Annotated in this window: 30 protein-coding genes and 1 riboswitch; of the genes, 25 read left to right on the forward strand and 5 right to left on the reverse strand. The window is 53.5% G+C overall.

Annotated features, from left to right (window positions below; translation table 11 throughout):
• Positions 1-22 precede the first annotated feature (22 nt).
• The 23 genes from ACSZLD_RS11675 to ACSZLD_RS11785 all read left to right on the forward strand — a co-directional run bounded on the left by ACSZLD_RS11675 (position 23) and on the right by ACSZLD_RS11785 (position 13,087).
• Positions 23-208 (forward strand): type Z 30S ribosomal protein S14, encoded by a 186-nt coding sequence (locus tag ACSZLD_RS11675; RefSeq protein ID WP_168004309.1) that lies wholly within the window; start codon positions 23-25, stop codon positions 206-208.
• 28 nt (positions 209-236) lie between these two features.
• Positions 237-635, forward strand: a complete 399-nt coding sequence (gene rpsH / locus ACSZLD_RS11680) for a 30S ribosomal protein S8 (protein WP_377909353.1) — start codon at positions 237-239, stop codon at positions 633-635.
• A gap of 31 nt (positions 636-666) precedes the next feature.
• Positions 667-1,203, forward strand: coding sequence for a 50S ribosomal protein L6 (rplF, locus tag ACSZLD_RS11685; RefSeq protein WP_377909354.1), 537 nt, complete (start codon positions 667-669; stop codon positions 1,201-1,203).
• A gap of 35 nt (positions 1,204-1,238) precedes the next feature.
• Positions 1,239-1,601: a 50S ribosomal protein L18 gene (gene rplR / locus ACSZLD_RS11690; protein ID WP_168004312.1), complete on the forward strand. Its 363-nt coding sequence runs from the start codon at positions 1,239-1,241 to the stop codon at positions 1,599-1,601.
• Positions 1,602-1,627: 26 nt separating this feature from the next.
• Positions 1,628-2,125, forward strand: coding sequence for a 30S ribosomal protein S5 (gene rpsE, locus ACSZLD_RS11695; protein ID WP_168004313.1), 498 nt, complete (start codon positions 1,628-1,630; stop codon positions 2,123-2,125).
• A gap of 12 nt (positions 2,126-2,137) precedes the next feature.
• Positions 2,138-2,326, forward strand: a complete 189-nt coding sequence (rpmD, locus tag ACSZLD_RS11700) for a 50S ribosomal protein L30 (RefSeq protein ID WP_377909355.1) — start codon at positions 2,138-2,140, stop codon at positions 2,324-2,326.
• A gap of 29 nt (positions 2,327-2,355) precedes the next feature.
• Complete coding sequence (gene rplO / locus ACSZLD_RS11705; protein ID WP_377909356.1) at positions 2,356-2,796, forward strand: 50S ribosomal protein L15; 441 nt, start codon at positions 2,356-2,358, stop codon at positions 2,794-2,796.
• A gap of 719 nt (positions 2,797-3,515) precedes the next feature.
• Positions 3,516-4,169, forward strand: a complete 654-nt coding sequence (locus tag ACSZLD_RS11710) for an adenylate kinase (protein ID WP_377909357.1) — start codon at positions 3,516-3,518, stop codon at positions 4,167-4,169.
• Positions 4,166-4,921, forward strand: coding sequence for a type I methionyl aminopeptidase (gene map, locus ACSZLD_RS11715; RefSeq protein ID WP_444685248.1), 756 nt, complete (start codon positions 4,166-4,168; stop codon positions 4,919-4,921). Before ACSZLD_RS11710 ends, map begins: the two co-directional genes overlap by 4 nt.
• Positions 4,922-4,934: 13 nt before the next feature.
• Positions 4,935-5,237, forward strand: a complete 303-nt coding sequence (locus ACSZLD_RS11720; protein ID WP_377909359.1) for an RNA-binding protein — start codon at positions 4,935-4,937, stop codon at positions 5,235-5,237.
• A 4-nt stretch (positions 5,238-5,241) separates the two neighbouring features.
• Positions 5,242-5,460 (forward strand): translation initiation factor IF-1, encoded by a 219-nt coding sequence (infA, locus tag ACSZLD_RS11725; RefSeq protein ID WP_090842671.1) that lies wholly within the window; start codon positions 5,242-5,244, stop codon positions 5,458-5,460.
• Positions 5,461-5,508: 48 nt separating this feature from the next.
• A complete protein-coding gene (gene rpmJ, locus ACSZLD_RS11730; protein ID WP_090842670.1) occupies positions 5,509-5,622 on the forward strand; it encodes a 50S ribosomal protein L36 in 114 nt (37 codons plus the stop codon).
• 18 nt (positions 5,623-5,640) lie between these two features.
• Entirely contained in the window at positions 5,641-6,006 is a 366-nt protein-coding gene (gene rpsM, locus ACSZLD_RS11735) for a 30S ribosomal protein S13 (RefSeq protein WP_168004317.1), read from the forward strand.
• 18 nt (positions 6,007-6,024) lie between these two features.
• On the forward strand, positions 6,025-6,417 hold the full coding sequence (gene rpsK / locus ACSZLD_RS11740; protein ID WP_168004318.1) for a 30S ribosomal protein S11: 393 nt from the start codon (positions 6,025-6,027) through the stop codon (positions 6,415-6,417).
• Between the two features lie 133 nt (positions 6,418-6,550).
• A complete protein-coding gene (locus tag ACSZLD_RS11745) occupies positions 6,551-7,495 on the forward strand; it encodes a DNA-directed RNA polymerase subunit alpha (RefSeq protein WP_377909360.1) in 945 nt (314 codons plus the stop codon).
• A gap of 54 nt (positions 7,496-7,549) precedes the next feature.
• On the forward strand, positions 7,550-7,912 hold the full coding sequence (gene rplQ / locus ACSZLD_RS11750) for a 50S ribosomal protein L17 (RefSeq protein ID WP_168004320.1): 363 nt from the start codon (positions 7,550-7,552) through the stop codon (positions 7,910-7,912).
• A gap of 286 nt (positions 7,913-8,198) precedes the next feature.
• Positions 8,199-9,020 (forward strand): energy-coupling factor transporter ATPase, encoded by an 822-nt coding sequence (locus ACSZLD_RS11755; RefSeq protein ID WP_377909361.1) that lies wholly within the window; start codon positions 8,199-8,201, stop codon positions 9,018-9,020.
• Positions 9,005-9,880, forward strand: coding sequence for an energy-coupling factor transporter ATPase (locus ACSZLD_RS11760; RefSeq protein WP_444685249.1), 876 nt, complete (start codon positions 9,005-9,007; stop codon positions 9,878-9,880). Before ACSZLD_RS11755 ends, ACSZLD_RS11760 begins: the two co-directional genes overlap by 16 nt.
• Positions 9,873-10,670 carry an energy-coupling factor transporter transmembrane component T family protein gene (locus ACSZLD_RS11765; RefSeq protein WP_444685250.1) on the forward strand — a complete coding sequence of 266 codons (798 nt, stop codon included), beginning with the start codon at positions 9,873-9,875 and terminating at the stop codon, positions 10,668-10,670. The genes ACSZLD_RS11760 and ACSZLD_RS11765 overlap by 8 nt, the downstream gene beginning before the upstream one ends.
• 15 nt (positions 10,671-10,685) lie before the next feature.
• Positions 10,686-11,471: a tRNA pseudouridine(38-40) synthase TruA gene (gene truA / locus ACSZLD_RS11770; RefSeq protein WP_444685251.1), complete on the forward strand. Its 786-nt coding sequence runs from the start codon at positions 10,686-10,688 to the stop codon at positions 11,469-11,471.
• A gap of 167 nt (positions 11,472-11,638) precedes the next feature.
• Positions 11,639-12,076, forward strand: a complete 438-nt coding sequence (gene rplM, locus ACSZLD_RS11775; protein WP_168004325.1) for a 50S ribosomal protein L13 — start codon at positions 11,639-11,641, stop codon at positions 12,074-12,076.
• Positions 12,077-12,096: 20 nt separating this feature from the next.
• Positions 12,097-12,489: a 30S ribosomal protein S9 gene (gene rpsI / locus ACSZLD_RS11780; protein WP_377909365.1), complete on the forward strand. Its 393-nt coding sequence runs from the start codon at positions 12,097-12,099 to the stop codon at positions 12,487-12,489.
• Between the two features lie 241 nt (positions 12,490-12,730).
• Positions 12,731-13,087, forward strand: coding sequence for a hypothetical protein (locus ACSZLD_RS11785; protein ID WP_444685252.1), 357 nt, complete (start codon positions 12,731-12,733; stop codon positions 13,085-13,087).
• Between the two features lie 90 nt (positions 13,088-13,177).
• Here the strand turns inward: ACSZLD_RS11785 and ACSZLD_RS11790 are convergent, their stop codons facing one another.
• The 5 genes from ACSZLD_RS11790 to ACSZLD_RS11810 all read right to left on the reverse strand — a co-directional run bounded on the left by ACSZLD_RS11790 (position 13,178) and on the right by ACSZLD_RS11810 (position 16,381).
• Entirely contained in the window at positions 13,178-13,528 is a 351-nt protein-coding gene (locus ACSZLD_RS11790) for a hypothetical protein (protein WP_444685253.1), read from the reverse strand.
• Positions 13,525-13,725 carry a hypothetical protein gene (locus ACSZLD_RS11795; protein ID WP_444685254.1) on the reverse strand — a complete coding sequence of 67 codons (201 nt, stop codon included), beginning with the start codon at positions 13,723-13,725 and terminating at the stop codon, positions 13,525-13,527. Before ACSZLD_RS11795 ends, ACSZLD_RS11790 begins: the two co-directional genes overlap by 4 nt.
• Before the next feature lie 152 nt (positions 13,726-13,877).
• Positions 13,878-14,077: riboswitch (cobalamin riboswitch) on the reverse strand.
• Between the two features lie 71 nt (positions 14,078-14,148).
• Complete coding sequence (locus tag ACSZLD_RS11800) at positions 14,149-14,328, reverse strand: hypothetical protein (RefSeq protein WP_444685255.1); 180 nt, start codon at positions 14,326-14,328, stop codon at positions 14,149-14,151.
• Between the two features lie 353 nt (positions 14,329-14,681).
• On the reverse strand, positions 14,682-15,722 hold the full coding sequence (locus tag ACSZLD_RS11805; RefSeq protein ID WP_444685256.1) for an NAD(P)-dependent alcohol dehydrogenase: 1,041 nt from the start codon (positions 15,720-15,722) through the stop codon (positions 14,682-14,684).
• A 119-nt stretch (positions 15,723-15,841) separates the two neighbouring features.
• The gene (locus ACSZLD_RS11810) at positions 15,842-16,381 is read right to left on the reverse strand and encodes a helix-turn-helix domain-containing protein (protein WP_444685257.1); all 540 of its coding nucleotides are present in this window, start codon (positions 16,379-16,381) and stop codon (positions 15,842-15,844) included.
• 186 nt (positions 16,382-16,567) lie between these two features.
• Between ACSZLD_RS11810 and ACSZLD_RS11815 the strand changes: the two genes are divergently transcribed.
• Both ACSZLD_RS11815 and ACSZLD_RS11820 read left to right on the forward strand, forming a co-directional pair.
• Positions 16,568-17,215 (forward strand): alpha/beta hydrolase, encoded by a 648-nt coding sequence (locus ACSZLD_RS11815; protein WP_444685258.1) that lies wholly within the window; start codon positions 16,568-16,570, stop codon positions 17,213-17,215.
• Positions 17,196-17,930 (forward strand): GTP cyclohydrolase II, encoded by a 735-nt coding sequence (locus tag ACSZLD_RS11820; protein ID WP_444685259.1) that lies wholly within the window; start codon positions 17,196-17,198, stop codon positions 17,928-17,930. Before ACSZLD_RS11815 ends, ACSZLD_RS11820 begins: the two co-directional genes overlap by 20 nt.
• The last annotated feature ends 6 nt before the right edge of the window (positions 17,931-17,936 follow it).

The following is a 17,936-nucleotide window of genomic DNA, read 5'->3' on the forward strand; positions in this document are numbered from 1 at the left end:
ATAAACGAGAGGAGTGAAGACCTTGGCGAAAAAATCGATGGTCGCTAAACAGAAGCGTACGAAAAAGTTTGGTGTACAAGAGTACTCCCGCTGCGAACGCTGTGGACGCCCTCACAGTGTACTGCGCAAATTCAAGCTCTGCCGTATCTGCTTCCGTGAACTTGCACACAAAGGTCAAATTCCGGGCGTCAAAAAAGCTAGCTGGTAATTCCGCTTAAAGGAAGGAGGTAACTACGATGGTCATGACAGATCCTATTTCTGATATGTTAACCCGCATCCGCAACGCGAACATGGTGCGACACACAAGCCTGGAGCTCCCGGCTTCCAACATGAAAAAAGAAATCGCAGATATCCTCAAGCGTGAGGGTTTCATCCGCGACTACGAATCCGTTGAGGACAACAAGCAGGGTATGCTGCGTATTTTCCTTAAGTATGGTGCTAACAACGAGAAGGTTATCACTGGTCTTAAGAAAATCAGCAAGCCTGGCCTGCGCGTTTATGCAAAGTCTGACGAAGTACCGCGCGTACTCGGTGGACTCGGTATTGCAATCATTTCGTCATCTTCTGGCGTTATCACGGATAAAGAAGCACGACAGCAAAAAGTCGGCGGCGAAGTAATCGCCTACGTCTGGTAATTCATTACGTAATAGAACGGAGGTGTCACGTATGTCCCGAGTTGGTTTAAAACCGATTGAAGTTCCATCTGGAGTTGAATTTAAGCTTGATGGCAAGACTGTAACCGTGAAAGGCCCTAAAGGGGAACTGACACGTGAAATGCACGAAGCCATGACAATCAAGCACGAAGATAACACGATCACAGTCGAGCGTCCTTCCGACCACAAGGAGCACCGTTCCCTGCACGGCACAACGCGCAGCCTGATCAACAACATGATCGAAGGTGTTTCCAAAGGATACGAGAAGAAGCTTGAGCTCGTCGGTGTTGGTTACCGTGCTCAGAAGACCGGCAACAAGCTGGTTCTGAACGTAGGCCTGTCCCACCCGGTTGAGTTTGTTCCGGAAGACGGTCTCGAAATTGAAGTTCCTGCCAACACGCAGGTAACGGTAAAGGGAATTGACAAGGAGCGCGTAGGCGCACTTGCTTCCAACATCCGTGCCGTACGTATTCCAGAGCCTTATAAAGGCAAGGGAATCCGCTACGAGGGCGAGTACGTTCGCCGTAAGGAAGGTAAGACAGGGAAGTAAGCCCTGAATTAACGGAAAGAAAGGACTGACGTTCGATGATCACGAAGACTGCTAAGAACGCGGTACGTAAGAAAAGACACGCCCACGTTCGTCGTTCGATCACAGGCACAGCTGAACGTCCGCGTTTGAATGTTTTCCGTTCTAATAAGCACATCTATGCACAGCTGATTGATGACGTCGCAGGCGTCACAGTCGCAAGTGCTTCCAGCTTAGATACAGAACTTAACGTTGAAAACGGCGGAAACAAAGACGCTGCTCGCCAGGTCGGGGAACTTGTAGCGAAGCGTGCCATTGATAATGGCCAGGAAACGGTTGTATTTGACCGCGGCGGCTACCTGTACCACGGACGAGTTAAAGAACTTGCAGACGCTGCGCGTGAAGCCGGCCTCAAGTTTTAATCAACGGAATAAAGGAGGGAAACACATTGCGTATCGATGCAAGCAAACTGGAAATTGAAGAGAGAGTGGTCACGGTCAACCGTGTCGCGAAGGTAGTAAAAGGCGGACGCCGCTTTCGTTTCGCAGCACTCGTTGTCGTAGGCGACAAGAACGGACATGTCGGTTTCGGTATGGGTAAAGCTCTTGAAGTACCGGAAGCGATCCGTAAAGCAATTGAAGAAGGCAAGAAAAACCTGATTCAGGTGCCAATGCAGGGAACAACGATCCCTCACCAGATCACAGGCCAGTTCGGTGCAGGCTCTGTCCTTCTGAAGCCAGCTTCTGAGGGTACTGGAGTTATTGCCGGCGGACCAGTCCGTGCGGTACTTGAACTTGCAGGTGTCGGTGACATCCTTTCCAAGTCACTAGGTTCCAACAACCCTATTAACATGGTACGTGCAACAATGCAGGGTCTGGAAAGCCTGAAGAGCCCTGAAGAGGTTGCTAAACTACGCGGCAAATCTGTTGAAGAGTTGCTAGGTTAAGGAGGGATTGGCATGGCAAAGAAACTCGAAATTACCCTCACCCGCAGCCTGATCGGACGTCCTGAAGATCAGCGCGTGACTGTGAAGACTCTTGGTCTTGGCAAAGTCAACAGCACTGTTGTGAAAGAAGACAACGCTGCAATGCGCGGGATGGTAAACAAAGTATCCCATCTCATTAAAGTTAACGAGATCGAAGCGTAAGACACGAAAAAACCTGAGGAGGTGTCATCATGCAACTTCACGAACTTAAGCCTGCTGTCGGGTCCCGCAAAGAGCGCAAGCGTAAAGGCCGTGGTATCGCAACTGGTAACGGTAAAACTGCCGGTCGCGGACACAAAGGTCAAAACGCTCGTTCCGGAGGCGGTGTACGCCCTGGTTTCGAAGGTGGACAGATGCCTATCTTCCGCCGTCTGCCTAAGCGTGGGTTCAAGAACCCTAACCGCGCAGAGTACGCTGTAGTGAACCTGGAAACACTGAACCGTTTCGAAGACGGAACAGAGGTTACACCAGCTCTGCTTGTGGAAACAGGCGTAGTGAAAAATGAAAAGAGCGGCATCAAGGTGCTTGGCAACGGCAGCCTTGAGCGCAAGCTTACTGTTAAAGCTACAAAATTCTCCGGATCTGCAAAAGATGCAATCGAAGCAGCCGGCGGAACTGCTGAACTCGTTTAATCACCCGTTCACGCATCTTCCGGCAGGCTGAGGGCTTCTGCCTTCACCTGCAGCGCTCACGTCTTTCGAAATCGGTGCCCCATGCCCCTGAAGGTTCAATTCTGCCGCCAAGGAGCGGGGAGATCGACGCCTTCGGGCTGCACCTTTCGGGATAGGGCGCGTCAATGACCTTCCTTGCCGTTCAGACGGCAGCGGAGGAACAGGTCGCAGGAAAGCTGGCACAAGTGACAAGAGACAGGCAGAATGTGATCGTCTTTTGACAACCGCATATGCTGTTTTAGCAGCAGGTCAGGCGGATCCAGAGAGGGATCATTATTCTCCTCGTTGCTGGGATTGCTGCTGGGATTCCGAATGGAGTTACCTGTGAATGTAACGCTATTCGAAGGCGCAGGAGATGCCATATAAAAGCACCTCGTTACTGTGCCGCTGAGCCGGTACTGTCAGCGGTCTTTACAGAATAGGGCTTTTGGAAGATGGAAATACCTGTTCAGCGCGCCGTACGATTCGGCGGGCAGACCGGACTGCCGGAGGCCCGTACATCCGTCCCGGAAACAAGGACGCAGGATCAGCTCATGTTATTCTCTCGTTTAACTTTCCACGGAATACGAATCGTCGCAGATGCCGCTGCTTAAAACGATGAAACAAGTTGAAAGTGAAGATGTTCCACCGGTACGGCCGAATAAGGCCGGCCGCATCAAAACGCTGGAGGGAATCGACACATGAATTTAATCCTTATGGGTCTTCCGGGAGCCGGAAAAGGGACTCAGGCAGAAAAAATCGTTGAAAAATACGGTGTTCCACACATCTCGACAGGCGACATGTTCCGCGCTGCCATTAAAAACGGCACGGAACTAGGGCTGAAGGCAAAAGCCTTTATGGATGAAGGCGCCCTCGTCCCGGATGAAGTCACGATCGGCATCGTTCGTGAGCGTCTGAGCCAGGACGACTGTGCGAAAGGCTTCCTGCTGGACGGCTTTCCACGGACACCGGCCCAGGCCCAGGCACTGGAAGAGATGACAACGGATCTTGGACGCACGCTCGATCACGTGATCTACATCAAGGTACCGCGTGACGATCTGTTTAAGCGTCTCACAGGCCGCTGGATCTGTCCTGACTGCGGTACGGCTTACCATGAGGTATTTAATCCTCCTCAGGAAGCCGGCAAATGCGACAAGGATGGAAGCAAGCTGATTCAGCGTGACGACGACAAGCCGGAAACGGTTGATAAGCGTCTCGAAGTCAATCTCGAGCAGACAAAGCCACTCGTTGACTTTTATGAAGAGAAAGGCTATCTTCGTAATATTGACGGCCAGCAGGATATCAACGACGTCTTTGCAGATGTGGACAAGCTTCTGCAGGAGTCGCGTGCATGATCATCCGCAAGTCTGCGGATGAACTGGCCCTGATGCGCAAGGCGGGGGACATCGTTGCCCGCACTCATCAGGAGCTTCAGGCACACATCCAGCCGGGAGTCACAACGCAAGAACTGGATCAGATCGCCGACAGGTATATCCGATCTCAACATGCGGTTCCATCCTTCAAAGGGCTCTATGGATTTACGGGAAGTATTTGTACTTCAGTAAACGAAGAGTTGGTGCATGGAATACCCGGATCCCGGGTGCTCCAGGATGGTGACATCATCAGCATTGACATCGGGGCTATGTACGAAGGCTTTCACGGGGACTCCGCCTGGACGTATCCAGTCGGCAGCATTTCCCCGGAGTCGGAGCGTCTTTTGGACGTCACCGAAGCCTCGTTGTACGAAGGCCTGCGCGCTGCTGCGCCGGGGAACAATCTCTCCGACATTTCCCATGCCGTGCAGACCTATGCAGAAGCAGCGGGATTTTCTGTTGTGAGAGAATACACCGGACACGGTATTGGCCGCAGCCTTCACGAAGATCCGGCCATTCCCCACTTCGGGCCTCCCGGCAAGGGACCCCGGCTGGAAACAGGAATGGTGCTGGCCGTGGAGCCGATGATCAATGCTGGGAAACGGCACGTACGGACGCTGTCCGACAATTGGACGGTCGTCACGAGTGACGGTTCCCGGTGCGCTCATTTTGAACACACGATTGCTATTGTCGAAACAGGATACGAAATACTGACAAAATCCAGTGATGGATGAAGGTGGTCAAGGAATGAAAGATCCTGACTCGGTTCCACAAGCCGGTGAGCTTGTGCGGATACTGAATGGAAGGGATAGAGATCAATATGCGTGCATCATAGAGGTTCTTGACGAACGGTTTGTGCACATTGCCGACGGCGACAAGCGCAAAGTCGATCGTCCGAAACGCAAGAACCTGCAGCATTTAGAACGCATGGAGATCATTGCCCCCGAAGTAAGGAACAGTATAATAGAAACAGGTCGTGTCACCAATGCGAAACTGCGTTTTGCAATTTCGTCCCATATCAACGATAATTTACTGAAGGAAGGAGAGTAAATTCATGGCCAAAGAAGATGTTATTGAAGTTGAAGGCACGGTCATAGAGCCGCTTCCAAACGCGATGTTCCGTGTCGAGCTGGATAACGGGCACAAGGTGCTCGCACATGTATCCGGTAAAATTCGTATGCACTATATCCGTATTCTTCCGGGAGACAAGGTCACCGTCGAATTATCTCCGTATGATCTGACTCGCGGTCGAATCACGTATCGATATAAATAACACCGGCAGAAGTCGCGCAGTACTCCGACTATCAAGGAGGTAAAGAACATGAAGGTAAGACCATCCGTCAAACCAATTTGCGAAAAGTGCAAAGTAATTCGCCGCAAACGTACCGTCATGGTAATTTGCGAGAATCCAAAACACAAGCAGAAGCAAGGATAAATACAGGAGGTGTAATGTATGGCACGAGTTGCAGGTATTGACATTCCCCGCGACAAGCGAGTAGTCATTTCCCTGACGTATATCTACGGAATCGGAAAGTCCCGCGCTGCGGAAATTCTCGAGGAAGCCGGCGTATCTCCTGATACCCGCGTCCGCGATCTTACAGAAGAAGAGCTCGGTAAAATCCGAAGCGTTGTCGACAGCGTGAAGGTAGAAGGGGACCTCCGTCGTGAAGTTTCCCTCAACATCAAGCGTCTGATCGAAATCGGATCCTACCGTGGAATCCGTCACCGTCGCGGTCTGCCAGTCCGTGGTCAGAAGACGAAGAACAACGCGCGCTCCCGTAAAGGTGCACGCCGCACTGTAGCGAACAAGAAAAAGTAAAGGAGGTAACGGAATACTATGGCTAAACCAAAAACGACTCGCGCAAAGCGCCGTCAGCGTAAAAATATAGAGTCCGGTATTGCACACATCCGTTCCACGTTCAACAACACGATTGTAACGATCACAGACCCTCAGGGAAACGCCGTATCCTGGGCTAGTGCAGGCGGTCTTGGATTCAAAGGCTCCCGTAAGTCCACTCCATTCGCAGCACAGACTGCAGCAGAAGCAGCAGCAAAAGCAGCAATGGATCACGGTATGAAGGAAGTTGAAGTTTCCGTTAAAGGGCCGGGTGCAGGACGTGAAGCAGCGATCCGTTCCCTTCAGGCTACTGGTCTTGAAGTGAGCATGATTCGTGACGTAACACCTGTTCCACACAACGGCTGCCGTCCACCAAAACGTCGCCGCGTATAATTGCAACGAGCACAATGTCTCGTTCCACCTGAACGGGATGAAAATCGTAACAGTTCAAGGTGTGCCCAGTGAGGGATTCCGGTTGTGGTCACTCACAACCGGGGTTTCGACGTTTTGAAGGAGGGTTTGTTGAATGATCGAGATAGAAAAGCCGAAGATTGAAACAGTCGAATTAAGCGACGATCAAACGTACGGAAAATTCGTCGTAGAACCTCTGGAACGTGGATACGGAACAACGCTTGGGAACTCTCTGCGCCGCATCATGCTCTCCTCACTGCCGGGAGCAGCGGTTACGTCCGTTTCCTTTAACGGCGTACTGCACGAGTTTTCAACTATTGAAGGTGTCGTGGAGGATGTAACCACGATCATCCTGAATCTGAAAAAGCTCGCGCTTAAAATCTACTCCGATGAGGAGAAGACGATTGAGATCGAAGCAAATGGAGAGGGAGTTGTCACTGCTGCGGACTTCACGCACGACAGCGACGTTGAAATCCTGAATCCGGAACTTCATATCGCAACGCTCTCCAAAGGCGCGCAGTTCCAAATGAAAGTATCAGCGTCACGCGGCCGCGGGTATGTTCTCGCTGAGGACAACAATACCGGCGACCTGCCGATCGGTGTCATTCCGATCGACTCCATCTTCACGCCGGTCGTGCGTGCGAACTACCAGGTGGAAAACACGCGTGTCGGTCAGGTAACAAACTATGACAAGCTGACGCTCGACGTTTGGACAGATGGAAGTATCCGTCCGGAAGAAGCCGTATCGCTCGGAGCAAAGATCCTGACAGAACATCTGAACATCTTCGTCGGCCTCACCGATCAGGCGCAAAACGCTGAGATCATGGTCGAAAAAGAGGAAGATCAGAAGGAAAAGGTACTCGAGATGACGATCGAGGAACTCGACCTATCTGTGCGATCATACAACTGCCTGAAGCGTGCCGGTATTAATACAGTTCAGGAACTGACGCAGAAGTCCGAAGAGGACATGATGAAAGTGCGCAACCTCGGACGCAAATCCCTTGAGGAAGTCCAGGAAAAGCTGCACGAACTCAGCCTCGGCCTGCGTAAAGAAGACTGACGACTTTGCATCCGGCTTTGGCCGGATGGATTCAGCGAAGGAGGGAAATGACTCATGGCATACAGAAAGCTCGGTCGTGACAGCAGCGCGCGTAAAGCCCTGCTCCGCGATCTCACTACAGATCTGATTATCAATGAGCGCATTGAAACGACAGAAGCGAAAGCAAAGGAAATTCGTTCCACTGTCGAGAAGATGATCACGCTCGGTAAGCGTGGAGACCTGCATGCACGCCGTCAGGCTGCTGCATTCGTCCGCAAAGAAACAGCGAACGAAGAAACTGGTCAGGACGCAGTCCAGAAGCTTTTCGATGACATCGCAAAGCGCTACGACGAACGCCAGGGTGGCTACACTCGCGTGATGAAGCTTGGACCACGCCGCGGAGACGGTGCGGAAATGGCAATCATCGAGCTCGTATAAGGAAGCGAAAGGGGCGCACAGCCAATGCTGGAAACAGTCATTGCGCGACGCCCTTTTTTTGTTGATAATGGACGACCGCAGGGGGCTCCTCGTTTCCGCTTCCGCACAACAGCCGTCTATCTGCGCATAAACGGCGGATCTTTACGCACAACGAGGGTACCGGTACGCATAAAGCAGCGATCACTGCGCACAGCGGCGGAATCTGCTGCGAATAGGGGCTGTGAGTTACGATTAGCCTCTCAGCAGAGATCCATCATTCATCTATACGTGAAAGGAGCGGGCAGACATGAGCCGGGTAATCGTAGAAAACGTCTCGTTTTCCTATGATGGGGAGACAGATGTCGTAAAAAACGTGTCGTTTACCGCTGCAGCCGGTGAATGGCTGGCGGTAACCGGCCACAACGGTTCCGGCAAGTCGACGCTCGCCCGCTGTCTGAACGGCCTGCTGCTTCCGCGGGAGGGCACGGTGACGACGTGCGGCTTTCTGACGACCGACCCGGAGACGATCATGACACTCCGCCGCCGGGCCGGGATGGTGTTTCAGCAGCCGGATAACCAGCTGGTCGCCCCGACGGTCGCAGACGATATCGCCTTCGGACTTGAGAATGCGGGCATTCCGTATGACGAGATGAAGGAGCGTGTCGCAGCGGCAGTGGAGAGGCTCGGATTAAGCGGGCTCGAGGACCGCGAGCCGCACCGCCTTTCCGGGGGTCAGAAGCAGCGTGTGGCCCTTGCCGGCATTACGGCGCTGAAGCCGGATGTGATCATTCTGGACGAGGCGTCGTCGATGCTGGACCCGGCCGGACGAAGTGACGTACGTGACGTTGTCCGCAGGCTTTGCCGCGAGGACGGAATCACGGTCATTATGATCACGCATGACCTCGAGGAAGCTGCTGAAGCGGACCGCATGCTCGTCATGCGCGAAGGGCAGTTGACAGCCGATGCATCGCCGGCTGAGCTGTTCAAAAAGCCTGATCTCTTAAAAGAGGCGGGCCTGGTGCTTCCGCTTGCGGTGCTGATGGCGGAGCGGTTGCGGCTGGAAGGGATTGACCCCGGGTCCCCTACGTCAGAAGAAGAGCTGGTGAGGGTGCTGTGCAATTACGTGTAGAGAACGTTTCGTATGCCTATATGCCGGGAGGCCCGTTTGAAGCGAAGGCACTTCAGGGCACGTCGGTCTCATTTGCCTTCGGTGCCTTTCACGCCTGCGTCGGCCATACCGGGTCGGGCAAGTCGACGCTGCTGCAGCTGTTAAACGGCCTGCTCCGTCCGCAGGAGGGAACAGTCTACGTCGGCGACTGGACGATCACCCCGGAAACGAAGCAGAAGCACATAGCGGGTCTTCGCCGCAAAGCAGGCGTCGTGTTTCAGTTTCCCGAGGCCCAGCTGTTTGATGAAACAGTGATCGACGACGTCATGTACGGTCCGAAAAACCTCGGTCTCACGGATGACGAGGCCCGCCGTCTCGCGGAAGAGGCACTTGCACGCACCGGCATCAGCGCCGAGCTGTTCACCCGTTCGCCGTTCGATTTGAGCGGGGGACAGATGCGCCGGGCTGCGATTGCAGGCGTGCTCGCAATGGAACCGGAGCTGCTGTTACTCGATGAGCCGACGGCAGGACTCGATCCGGCCGGCCGTGAAAGCATGATGGAGCTGTTTCGCTCCTGGCAAGAGGAAAAGCCGGAGCGGACCGTCGTTATGATTTCCCATGACATGAATGCCGTCGCCCGCTATGCAGACACGGTGACGGTGATGGAGGACGGAAAAGCGATCGCGCAGAAAGCGCCGCGTGAGCTGTTTACGGACGCGGAGCTTTTGGAGCGCCATCAGCTGGAAATGCCGGACACCGTCAGGCTCCTGTACCGGCTGAGAGAGGCTTCCGGAGCTAAAGTGGATATCAGTGCCTTTGATGAAACAGAAACATTCTCGCGCATTCTGACGCTTCTGAAAGGGGGCGTACAGGATGCTTGAGCACGTCATCATCGGCCAGTACGTGCCGGGGAAATCGTTCGTTCATTCGCTTGATCCCCGGGCAAAGCTGATTGCCGTCATCATTTTTATGATCTTTCTGTTCGTCTCACGTGACCCGCTCGTGCTCGGGACGGCAGCAGCGCTCACGGTCGCCGCCTTTTTATCCGCCGGGATCCCGTTCCGCTTTTTCTGGAAAGGAATCCGCGTGATTCTGCTTATCGTCGTCTTTACGTTCCTCCTGCATCTGTTTATGACGCGGGATGGAACAGTGCTCGTCAGTCTCGGCTGGCTCACGATTTACAGCGGCGGCGTTATAGAGGGCAGCCTGATTGCGACGCGCCTGTTTTTATTGATCGTGCTCGCGACGATGCTCACTCTCACGACGACCCCGGTTGATCTGACCGACGGGATGGAGCGGCTCATGCATCCGCTCAACCGTTTCCGCGTGCCGGTATATGAGCTTGCGCTGACGATGTCGATCGCGCTCCGCTTTATCCCGACGCTTTTAACGGAAACGGAAAAGATTTTAAAGGCACAGACCGCCCGGGGCGCCACGTTCTCCAGCGGCTCGATCTGGAAGCGGCTTAACGCGTTTATCCCAGTGCTCGTGCCGCTGTTTGTCCAGTCGTTTCAGCGGGCCGAAGAGCTGGCAGAAGCGATGGAGGCGAGAGGCTACGCGGGCGGTGAAGGACGCACGAAGTTCCGGCAGCTCGCCTGGCGGAACCGCGATACGGTCGTGCTGCTCGTGTTTGCAGCTTTTGGCGTGTGGAGCGTGCTGTCTGTTGGATAAAAAGGAGCGTTGTTCATGAAACGTATGGTGATGCAGATCAGCTATGACGGGAGCGGCTTTCGCGGCTACCAGAAGCAGCCGGACGCGCGCTCGGTCCAGGGAGAGGTCGAGCGGGCGCTCGCTAAATTGCATAAAGCAGCCAGCTGGCCGTCCACGTCGTCGGGGCGAACGGACACCGGCGTGCATGCACTAAGCCAGCCGGTTCACTTCGATACGCCGCTCGCTATTCCGGAAGAGCGCTGGCCGATGGCACTGAACAGCCTGCTGCCGGATGACATCCACGTGAGACACGCTGAGACGGCTCCGGAAGGGTTTCACGCCCGCTATGGAGCTGTGGCGAAGGAATACCGCTACCGGCTCACGACAGCCCGGGAGCGGGACGTCTTCCGCAGACACTACGTGTACCAGCTGCGGCACGAGCCGGATGCAGAGCGCATGCAGAAAGCGGCTGCCTATCTGCTCGGCACGCACAACTTTGCGAGCCTCTCCTCGCCCCGCACGGACGTCGAGGACAAAGTAAGGACGATGTACGCGATCGACGTGATCCGGGAAGGCGAGGAGTGGGTGCTGCGCTTTATCGGGAGCGGCTTTTTGTACCAGATGGTGCGCGTCATGACCGGCACGCTGTTAGACATCGGGTACGGCAGCCGCGAGCCGGAGTCACTTCCGGAGCTGCTTCATGCAGAAGACCGTACGCTCGCTGCGAAAACAGCCCCCGGCCACGGCCTTTATTTAGCCGGCGTCGACTACACGGAAGAGGAGCTGAAGGCACGTCTCGCAGCTAAAATCCATCCGCAGTAAAAAAAGATGGAAAAACAACTCGCCCGTGTGTTTTTTCGTATTGACACAGCAGAGCATCTATTATATGATGGTTAACGGTATTCTTATGCCCACTTGCCCCGGGTACGGAATCGATTAGATCGTAAGTTGTTTTTTTGAATGAGTCACATTTAGGAGGGAAATTAATCATGCGTACAACATATATGGCGAAGCCAACTGAAGTAGAACGCAAATGGCTGGTTGTTGACGCAGAAGGCCAGACGCTCGGTCGTCTGTCTTCTGAGGTTGCAAGCCTGCTCCGCGGGAAGCACAAGCCAACATTCACCCCGCACATCGATACTGGTGACAATGTCATCATCATCAATGCTGACAAGATCCACCTGACAGGTAACAAGCTGCAGGACAAGTACTACTACCGTCACAGCCGTTACCCAGGTTCCCTGAAGGCGACTTCTGCAGGCGACATGCGTGCGAACAAGCCGGAGCGTCTGCTTGAGCTTTCCATCAAAGGAATGCTTCCAAAAGGCCCGCTCGGCCGTCAGACAGGAAAGAAACTGCACGTGTATGCTGGAAGCGAGCACCCACACGCAGCACAACAACCAGAAGCGTACGAGCTACGCGGATAATTTAAAGGGAGGGAATTTTCTTGGCACAAGTTCAATACAATGGAACAGGTCGTCGTAAAAACTCCGTTGCCCGCGTGCGTCTCGTACCAGGTGATGGTACGATCATGATCAACAAGCGCAGCATCGATGACTACTTCGACCTCGAAACACTCAAAGTAATCGTAAAGCAGCCACTGGCTGAAACACAAACAGAAGGCACGTACGACATTCACGTGACTGTAAACGGCGGTGGCTACACAGGCCAGGCCGGTGCAATCCGTCACGGTGTTGCACGCGCACTGCTTCAAGCAGATCCGGAATTCCGTCCGGCTCTGAAGAAAGCTGGCTACCTGACTCGTGATGCACGAATGAAAGAGCGTAAGAAATACGGTCTTAAAGCAGCACGTCGTGCACCTCAGTTCTCGAAGCGATAATTTCAAACAACAGCGGCTGGGCGCCTGTGGACGGCGCCCAACTCGTCAAAACCCTCTGCTACCAACCCGGCAGAGGGTTTTTTATTATGTTCAGCTTCTACCTTAACGTGCTTATCGAACCGCATGTTTTTATGATGATGCCTTAATCAAAACGACATCCTTGAAGGAATACTAGCTGCAGGCTAGAAGAAGGAAGGGACAGGAAGAGGTTGACAACAAAAATGGAGAGGTGTTTCTGTAAATGGGTTTTGTGCGATTCATAGCAGGTTTAAGCTTACTGTTGTTGCTGGGTGCTTGTTCTTCTGATCAAGGGAACTTGGTCTATCAGGAGCTGCTGGCGGAAAGTGAAGGGGAGTACGCCGTCTTTGCGATCGGGGAACCGGAGGCAGTTGATTTTGTTGAAGCAGAAGTATATGAAGAAGAGACAGCCATTCGCGTGTTTCGAGCCAATCGTGATCCAGATCCGGATAACCTTGATTATCCAGGACTCGATTACGAGGAGCTGCCGGCATTCTTCTTGTTCGATCATGAGGAAGTTATCCTGGAGTCCCATGATCCAGATGATTTTGATGAACAAGTGCAGTCCTATCTGGAATAAAGAACGTTTCTAAAATCCATAAAAATCTACAAAAAACACCCCCTTCCTGCTTTCCTGCAGCGAGGGGGTGTTATCGTCGTATAACATTTTTCACTCCGGCAATGTTCTTCGGCTGATCTGCGGGAGCGGCTTGGAGAAGACGTTGGTCATGTAGAGCAGATAGCCGACGCCGACTGCGGTCCAGATGAGGCCGACCAGGACGGCCGATGGCTCGATCATCATGATGAGCAGCAGCATAAACGCGGCCCCGCCAAGCGGTACATAGAGATTAGCGAACTGATAAACAAAGCTGTTGTTGTACGATGTTTTCTCCTTCAAATACAGGTTGATCACGGAAATATTGACGAATAAAAACGTCGTCAGAGCGCCGTCAACAAACGCCTCGTGAGCGGCACTCAGAATCTCCTGTCTGGTCGTGTTTCGTTGCTTCAGCCCGGTCATGTCGTCTGCCTGCTTCCGGCGATGTGCTGCAGCACGAGTTGATAGGCAGCCTCCAGATGCTGCTTTTCGGACGCATCCAGCTTCTGCTGCAGATGCTCGACGTGTTCTCGCAGGGAGGCGGCGTTTTCCAGGTAAAGCGTTTGATACATAAAAAATGACGTCAGCTGCTCCTCATAGTGTTCGGTTCGCTCGTTCATACGTGCCCTCCTTGTCATCACAATAAAAAAACAACTCCCTTGAGGAAGCTGTTAAGAAGAGCGCACGCTTAACCAAGCGCTGGAGCGGCGCAGCAAGGCGCACGGGTCCATACGGTATACTCACACTTAACATCTCCTATCCTCGTAGGTACGAATGTCTGCTGAAACAGGCAGGTCTCCTGGCTTACGCTCATCGCTTCCCGGCTCCTTCCCATTTCCGCTCTCAGCAGAAACAGTGGCAACTCCGGGTCGCTCACGAATACAGTTGCGGGACAGCATCGGACTCTTCACCGATTTCCCTTTTAAGCAGCAAAGCAGAACGCCTCGCTGCACCTGAATCACTCACTTATGCAGTTGTTTGCTACATGGAACATTATTACTATAGCACGACTAACAGCGGCAGTGCTACGATAAGCCGGCGTATCAGCCTTCCGTCTGCTTTTGACGCGGTTTCGTCAAATAGCGCCCAGCAAACGTGAACAGGACGACGAAACTTAACACGGCGATGCTGTCGATCAGCGTATACGATCCGCCCGTCCACTGACTCATAGCGGTCAGAAACGGAGCGCCGAAGACAAATAGCAGGACCGTTTTCCAAAGCATCATTCCACCTCCAATAAAGGCCGGTTACCTGTAGTGTAACACGTGCAAATTTTCCATATAGAGGGAAACGAAAAGATAAGTCGATGGTCATCTAGCTGATTTTATGCCATGGAGCTATGCTGAATGTACGAACGCAGTGTGGGAAAGGAGCAGGAAGATGGAACCTGTCATGTTCATCATCATTGCTGCAGTGCTGGTTGCTGTTCTCATGTACGGCCTCCGAAAGAAGAAGGATTAACGAGGCTCTTCGCGTATAGGAACCAAGGGAAAGAGGACGTCCGCCGTACTTACTTCAGCTCCATACGCTAAAATAAGCCCTCTGCATCTTCTCGCAGAGGGCTCCTTTTTACCAATTAAAGCGTGCTCGTATCGATCACGAAGCGGTATTTGACGTCTGATTTCTGTACGCGTTCGTAAGCGTCGTCGATGTCGTCTGCGGAAATGACTTCGATTTCCGGCATGATCTCGTGCTTGGCGCAGAAGTCGAGCATTTCCTGCGTTTCATGGATGCCGCCGATCAGCGAGCCGGCGAAGGAGCGGCGCTGCGGGATCAGGGAAAAGACGTGTACATCCAGCGGCTCTGCCGGAGCACCGACGTTGACGAGCGTTCCGTCTAAGCGGAGCAGGGAGAGGTAGTCGTTGATGTTGATTTTCGCGCTCACGGTGTTGATGATCAGATCAAACTGTCCGGCGAGTGTATCAAACGTCTCTTCATCCTTCGTTGCATAATAGGCGCTTGCACCAAAGCGGAGCCCGTCGTCCTGCTTGTTCAGCGTCTGAGAGAGCACGGTTACGTCCGCTCCCATTGCATTCGCGATTTTGACGGCCATATGCCCGAGTCCGCCGAGTCCGACGACGGCTACTTTTTTGCCTGGTCCGGCCTGCCAGCGGTTCAGCGGAGAAAAGGTCGTGATGCCCGCACAGAGAAGCGGCGCAGCAGCATCCAGCGGCAGGTTTTCCGGAATGTGGAGGACGAAATCCTCTGTCACGACGATGTGCGTCGAGTAGCCGCCCTGCGTCGGCTCTCCGTATTTATCGACGCCGTCATACGTCGGCGTATTGCCTTTTAAGCAGTACTGCTCTTCTCCGGCTTCGCAGTTCTCGCACGAGCCGCAAGATTCAACCATACAGCCGACGCCGGCGCGGTCGCCCGGCTGGAACTTCGTGACGTCAGAGCCGACCTCTTTGACGATCCCGGCGATTTCATGACCGGGAACGAGCGGGTAGTGGGCCTCGCCCCAATCGCCGTGTGCCGTATGAATGTCAGAGTGACAGATGCCGGCATAGTGGATCTCCAGTAATACATCGTGCTTGTCGAGCTCGCGGCGTTGGATGTCCGCCTTGCGAAACGACTGATGCGGTCCGTCCACCGCGCGTGCTTTTGCCATGACCATACGTAAACAGCTCCTTTATCGTAAACCCGGAGCGCGAACGCTCCTTATCCGCTATCATAATATGGCGGAGGGACACGGCGCCAAGAATCCGGCTCGTTAAAGAGGCAGCGCACCTTCTCTTACAGCACGTCGATCAGCTCGGTATCGGTATAGATCGCAATGTACACAACAGCTTTTTCGTCACCGACGTTTTGCACGAAGTGGGGGACGCTTGCGTTCCAGCTGAAGGAGTCGCCCTGTTCAACGATGAACGAGTCTTCGCCCTGTTCGGCGAGAAGCTTCCCTTCCAGCACGAAGTGAGATTCCTCTCCTTCGTGGGAGTGGGGCTCGCCGATCGAGTCGCCGGGCGGGATTTCCACGATCATCGTGCGCAGCCCGCCTTTTGAGGCGAGGTGTTCGATGGTTAACCCTCTGTAGACGGAATGACGCCGTTCGCTCTGACGTACGACGCGCATGTGCTCATTTTTCTCCAGCAGCAGGTACGGGAGCGGCACCTTCAAAAATACTGCAATGGTCTGCAGGGTGGCGATGGAAGGAGAAGTGTTGTTGTTTTCCACGTTGCTGATAAAGCCTTTGGAGAGGCCGGTGCTCTCACTCATTTGCGCAATCGTAATCCGCTTTCGGTTGCGGATGGCCCGTATTTTCGATCCGATTTCCACAGCTGTTCACCTCGAATTATTCTAATAAGAAACTTAGTTTTATATTAACAAACAATTTCTTGACAAACCAGCGGGAAGGGCGTATCTTAAAAGTAATCAATCACTTACTAAAAGTATGCGATATTTTTTTGAAAGATAGTTTTCTTATATGAATATTAGTTTCGCAAAAGAAAAAGGAGTGGTGTTATGACATTCACCTACGAGCTGCGAAAACCGGCCGCACCGGCCGAAGCAAATCCGGTCGTATTTTTGCTGCACGGGATGGGGAGCAATGAACAGGACATGTTAGCACTTGGGGAGGAGCTGAGTGACCGTTTTTACGTGTTCAGCCTGCGGGGGCACCTGCCGCATCCGCCGGGATATGCGTATTTTACAATCGAGGAGTTCGGCAAGCCGCACTACGAGGTGTTCGCGGATGCAATGGAGCGGCTGACAGAGTTTATAGAAGACAGTTTAAACGAGCATCCGATCGATCCGGAACATGTGTATCTGGCCGGATTCAGCCAGGGGGCAATTGCCTCTCTCTCGCTCGGACTGATGCACCAAGAACAGATCCGCGGTGTCGGAGTGCTGAGCTGCTACCTACCAGCATTTATGCGCGAGCAAGCCGCCGCGCATCTCTCCGTCTATATGGCACACGGTACAGCCGATCCGGTGCTGCCGTATGCATGGGGAGAAGAGGCGCGTCACCGTCTCGAACAGGGCGGCGTTGACGTACAGTTTACAGCGTTTGACGGCGGACATGCCGTACCGGCTGATATTAAGCAGGGCTTTCAGCAGTGGATCCGTGCTATGGTTGAAGGAGGGCAACAGGATGCTTTCAAGCATACGTAAAGACGTTTACCGTCTCCTCGACAGGAAGATACAGCTGATCGAGCGAGATGGAGAGGCGATGTATCTTGTTGGCCCGGTCCGCATGCCGGTTCATCTCGACGGCAGAACGGTTACCTTTCAGTGGTATTCCTGGCTGACTTGCAGCGAGGCCGCTGTAAACTATGAAAAGCTTCTCGAGCAGCTTGCTCAGGCCGACCTGGCAAACCTGCAGCAGTCGAGTGTACTCGTCTACGGGGATTTTGCTGAAGCAGAAGATGCGGTGACCCGTATGCACTCCATCTGCCACACGGGGGATATTTTCGGCAGTAAGCGCTGCGACTGCGGCTTTCAGCTGAAGCAGTCGATGCGTACGATTGCCGACCGTGGAGCAGGAGCACTCTTTTACCTCGCAAACCATGAAGGAAGAGGGATTGGACTGTTCAGCAAGGCGATGGCGTACCTCCTGCAGGAGAACGGCTTTGATACGATCGATGCCAATCATGCGCTCGGCTTTGCTGATGATGCGAGAAGCTACGAGGAGGCCGTCTTGGTGCTGAAGAGCCTCCGATCCAAGCCGGTAACACTTCTTACAAACAATCCGAACAAGATCGAGGCTCTTACGCGGGCCGGAATAACCCTGACAGAGCGCCAGTCGATCTGGGGCGGTGTTTCCGAGTTTAACGAAGCCTATTTGCAGACGAAAAGAACTCGCTCCGGGCATCTGGAGCAGCTGTAATCATAA

The organism is Alkalicoccus luteus, from assembly GCF_052061695.1.
GTDB lineage: Bacteria > Bacillota > Bacilli > Bacillales > Salisediminibacteriaceae > Alkalicoccus > Alkalicoccus luteus.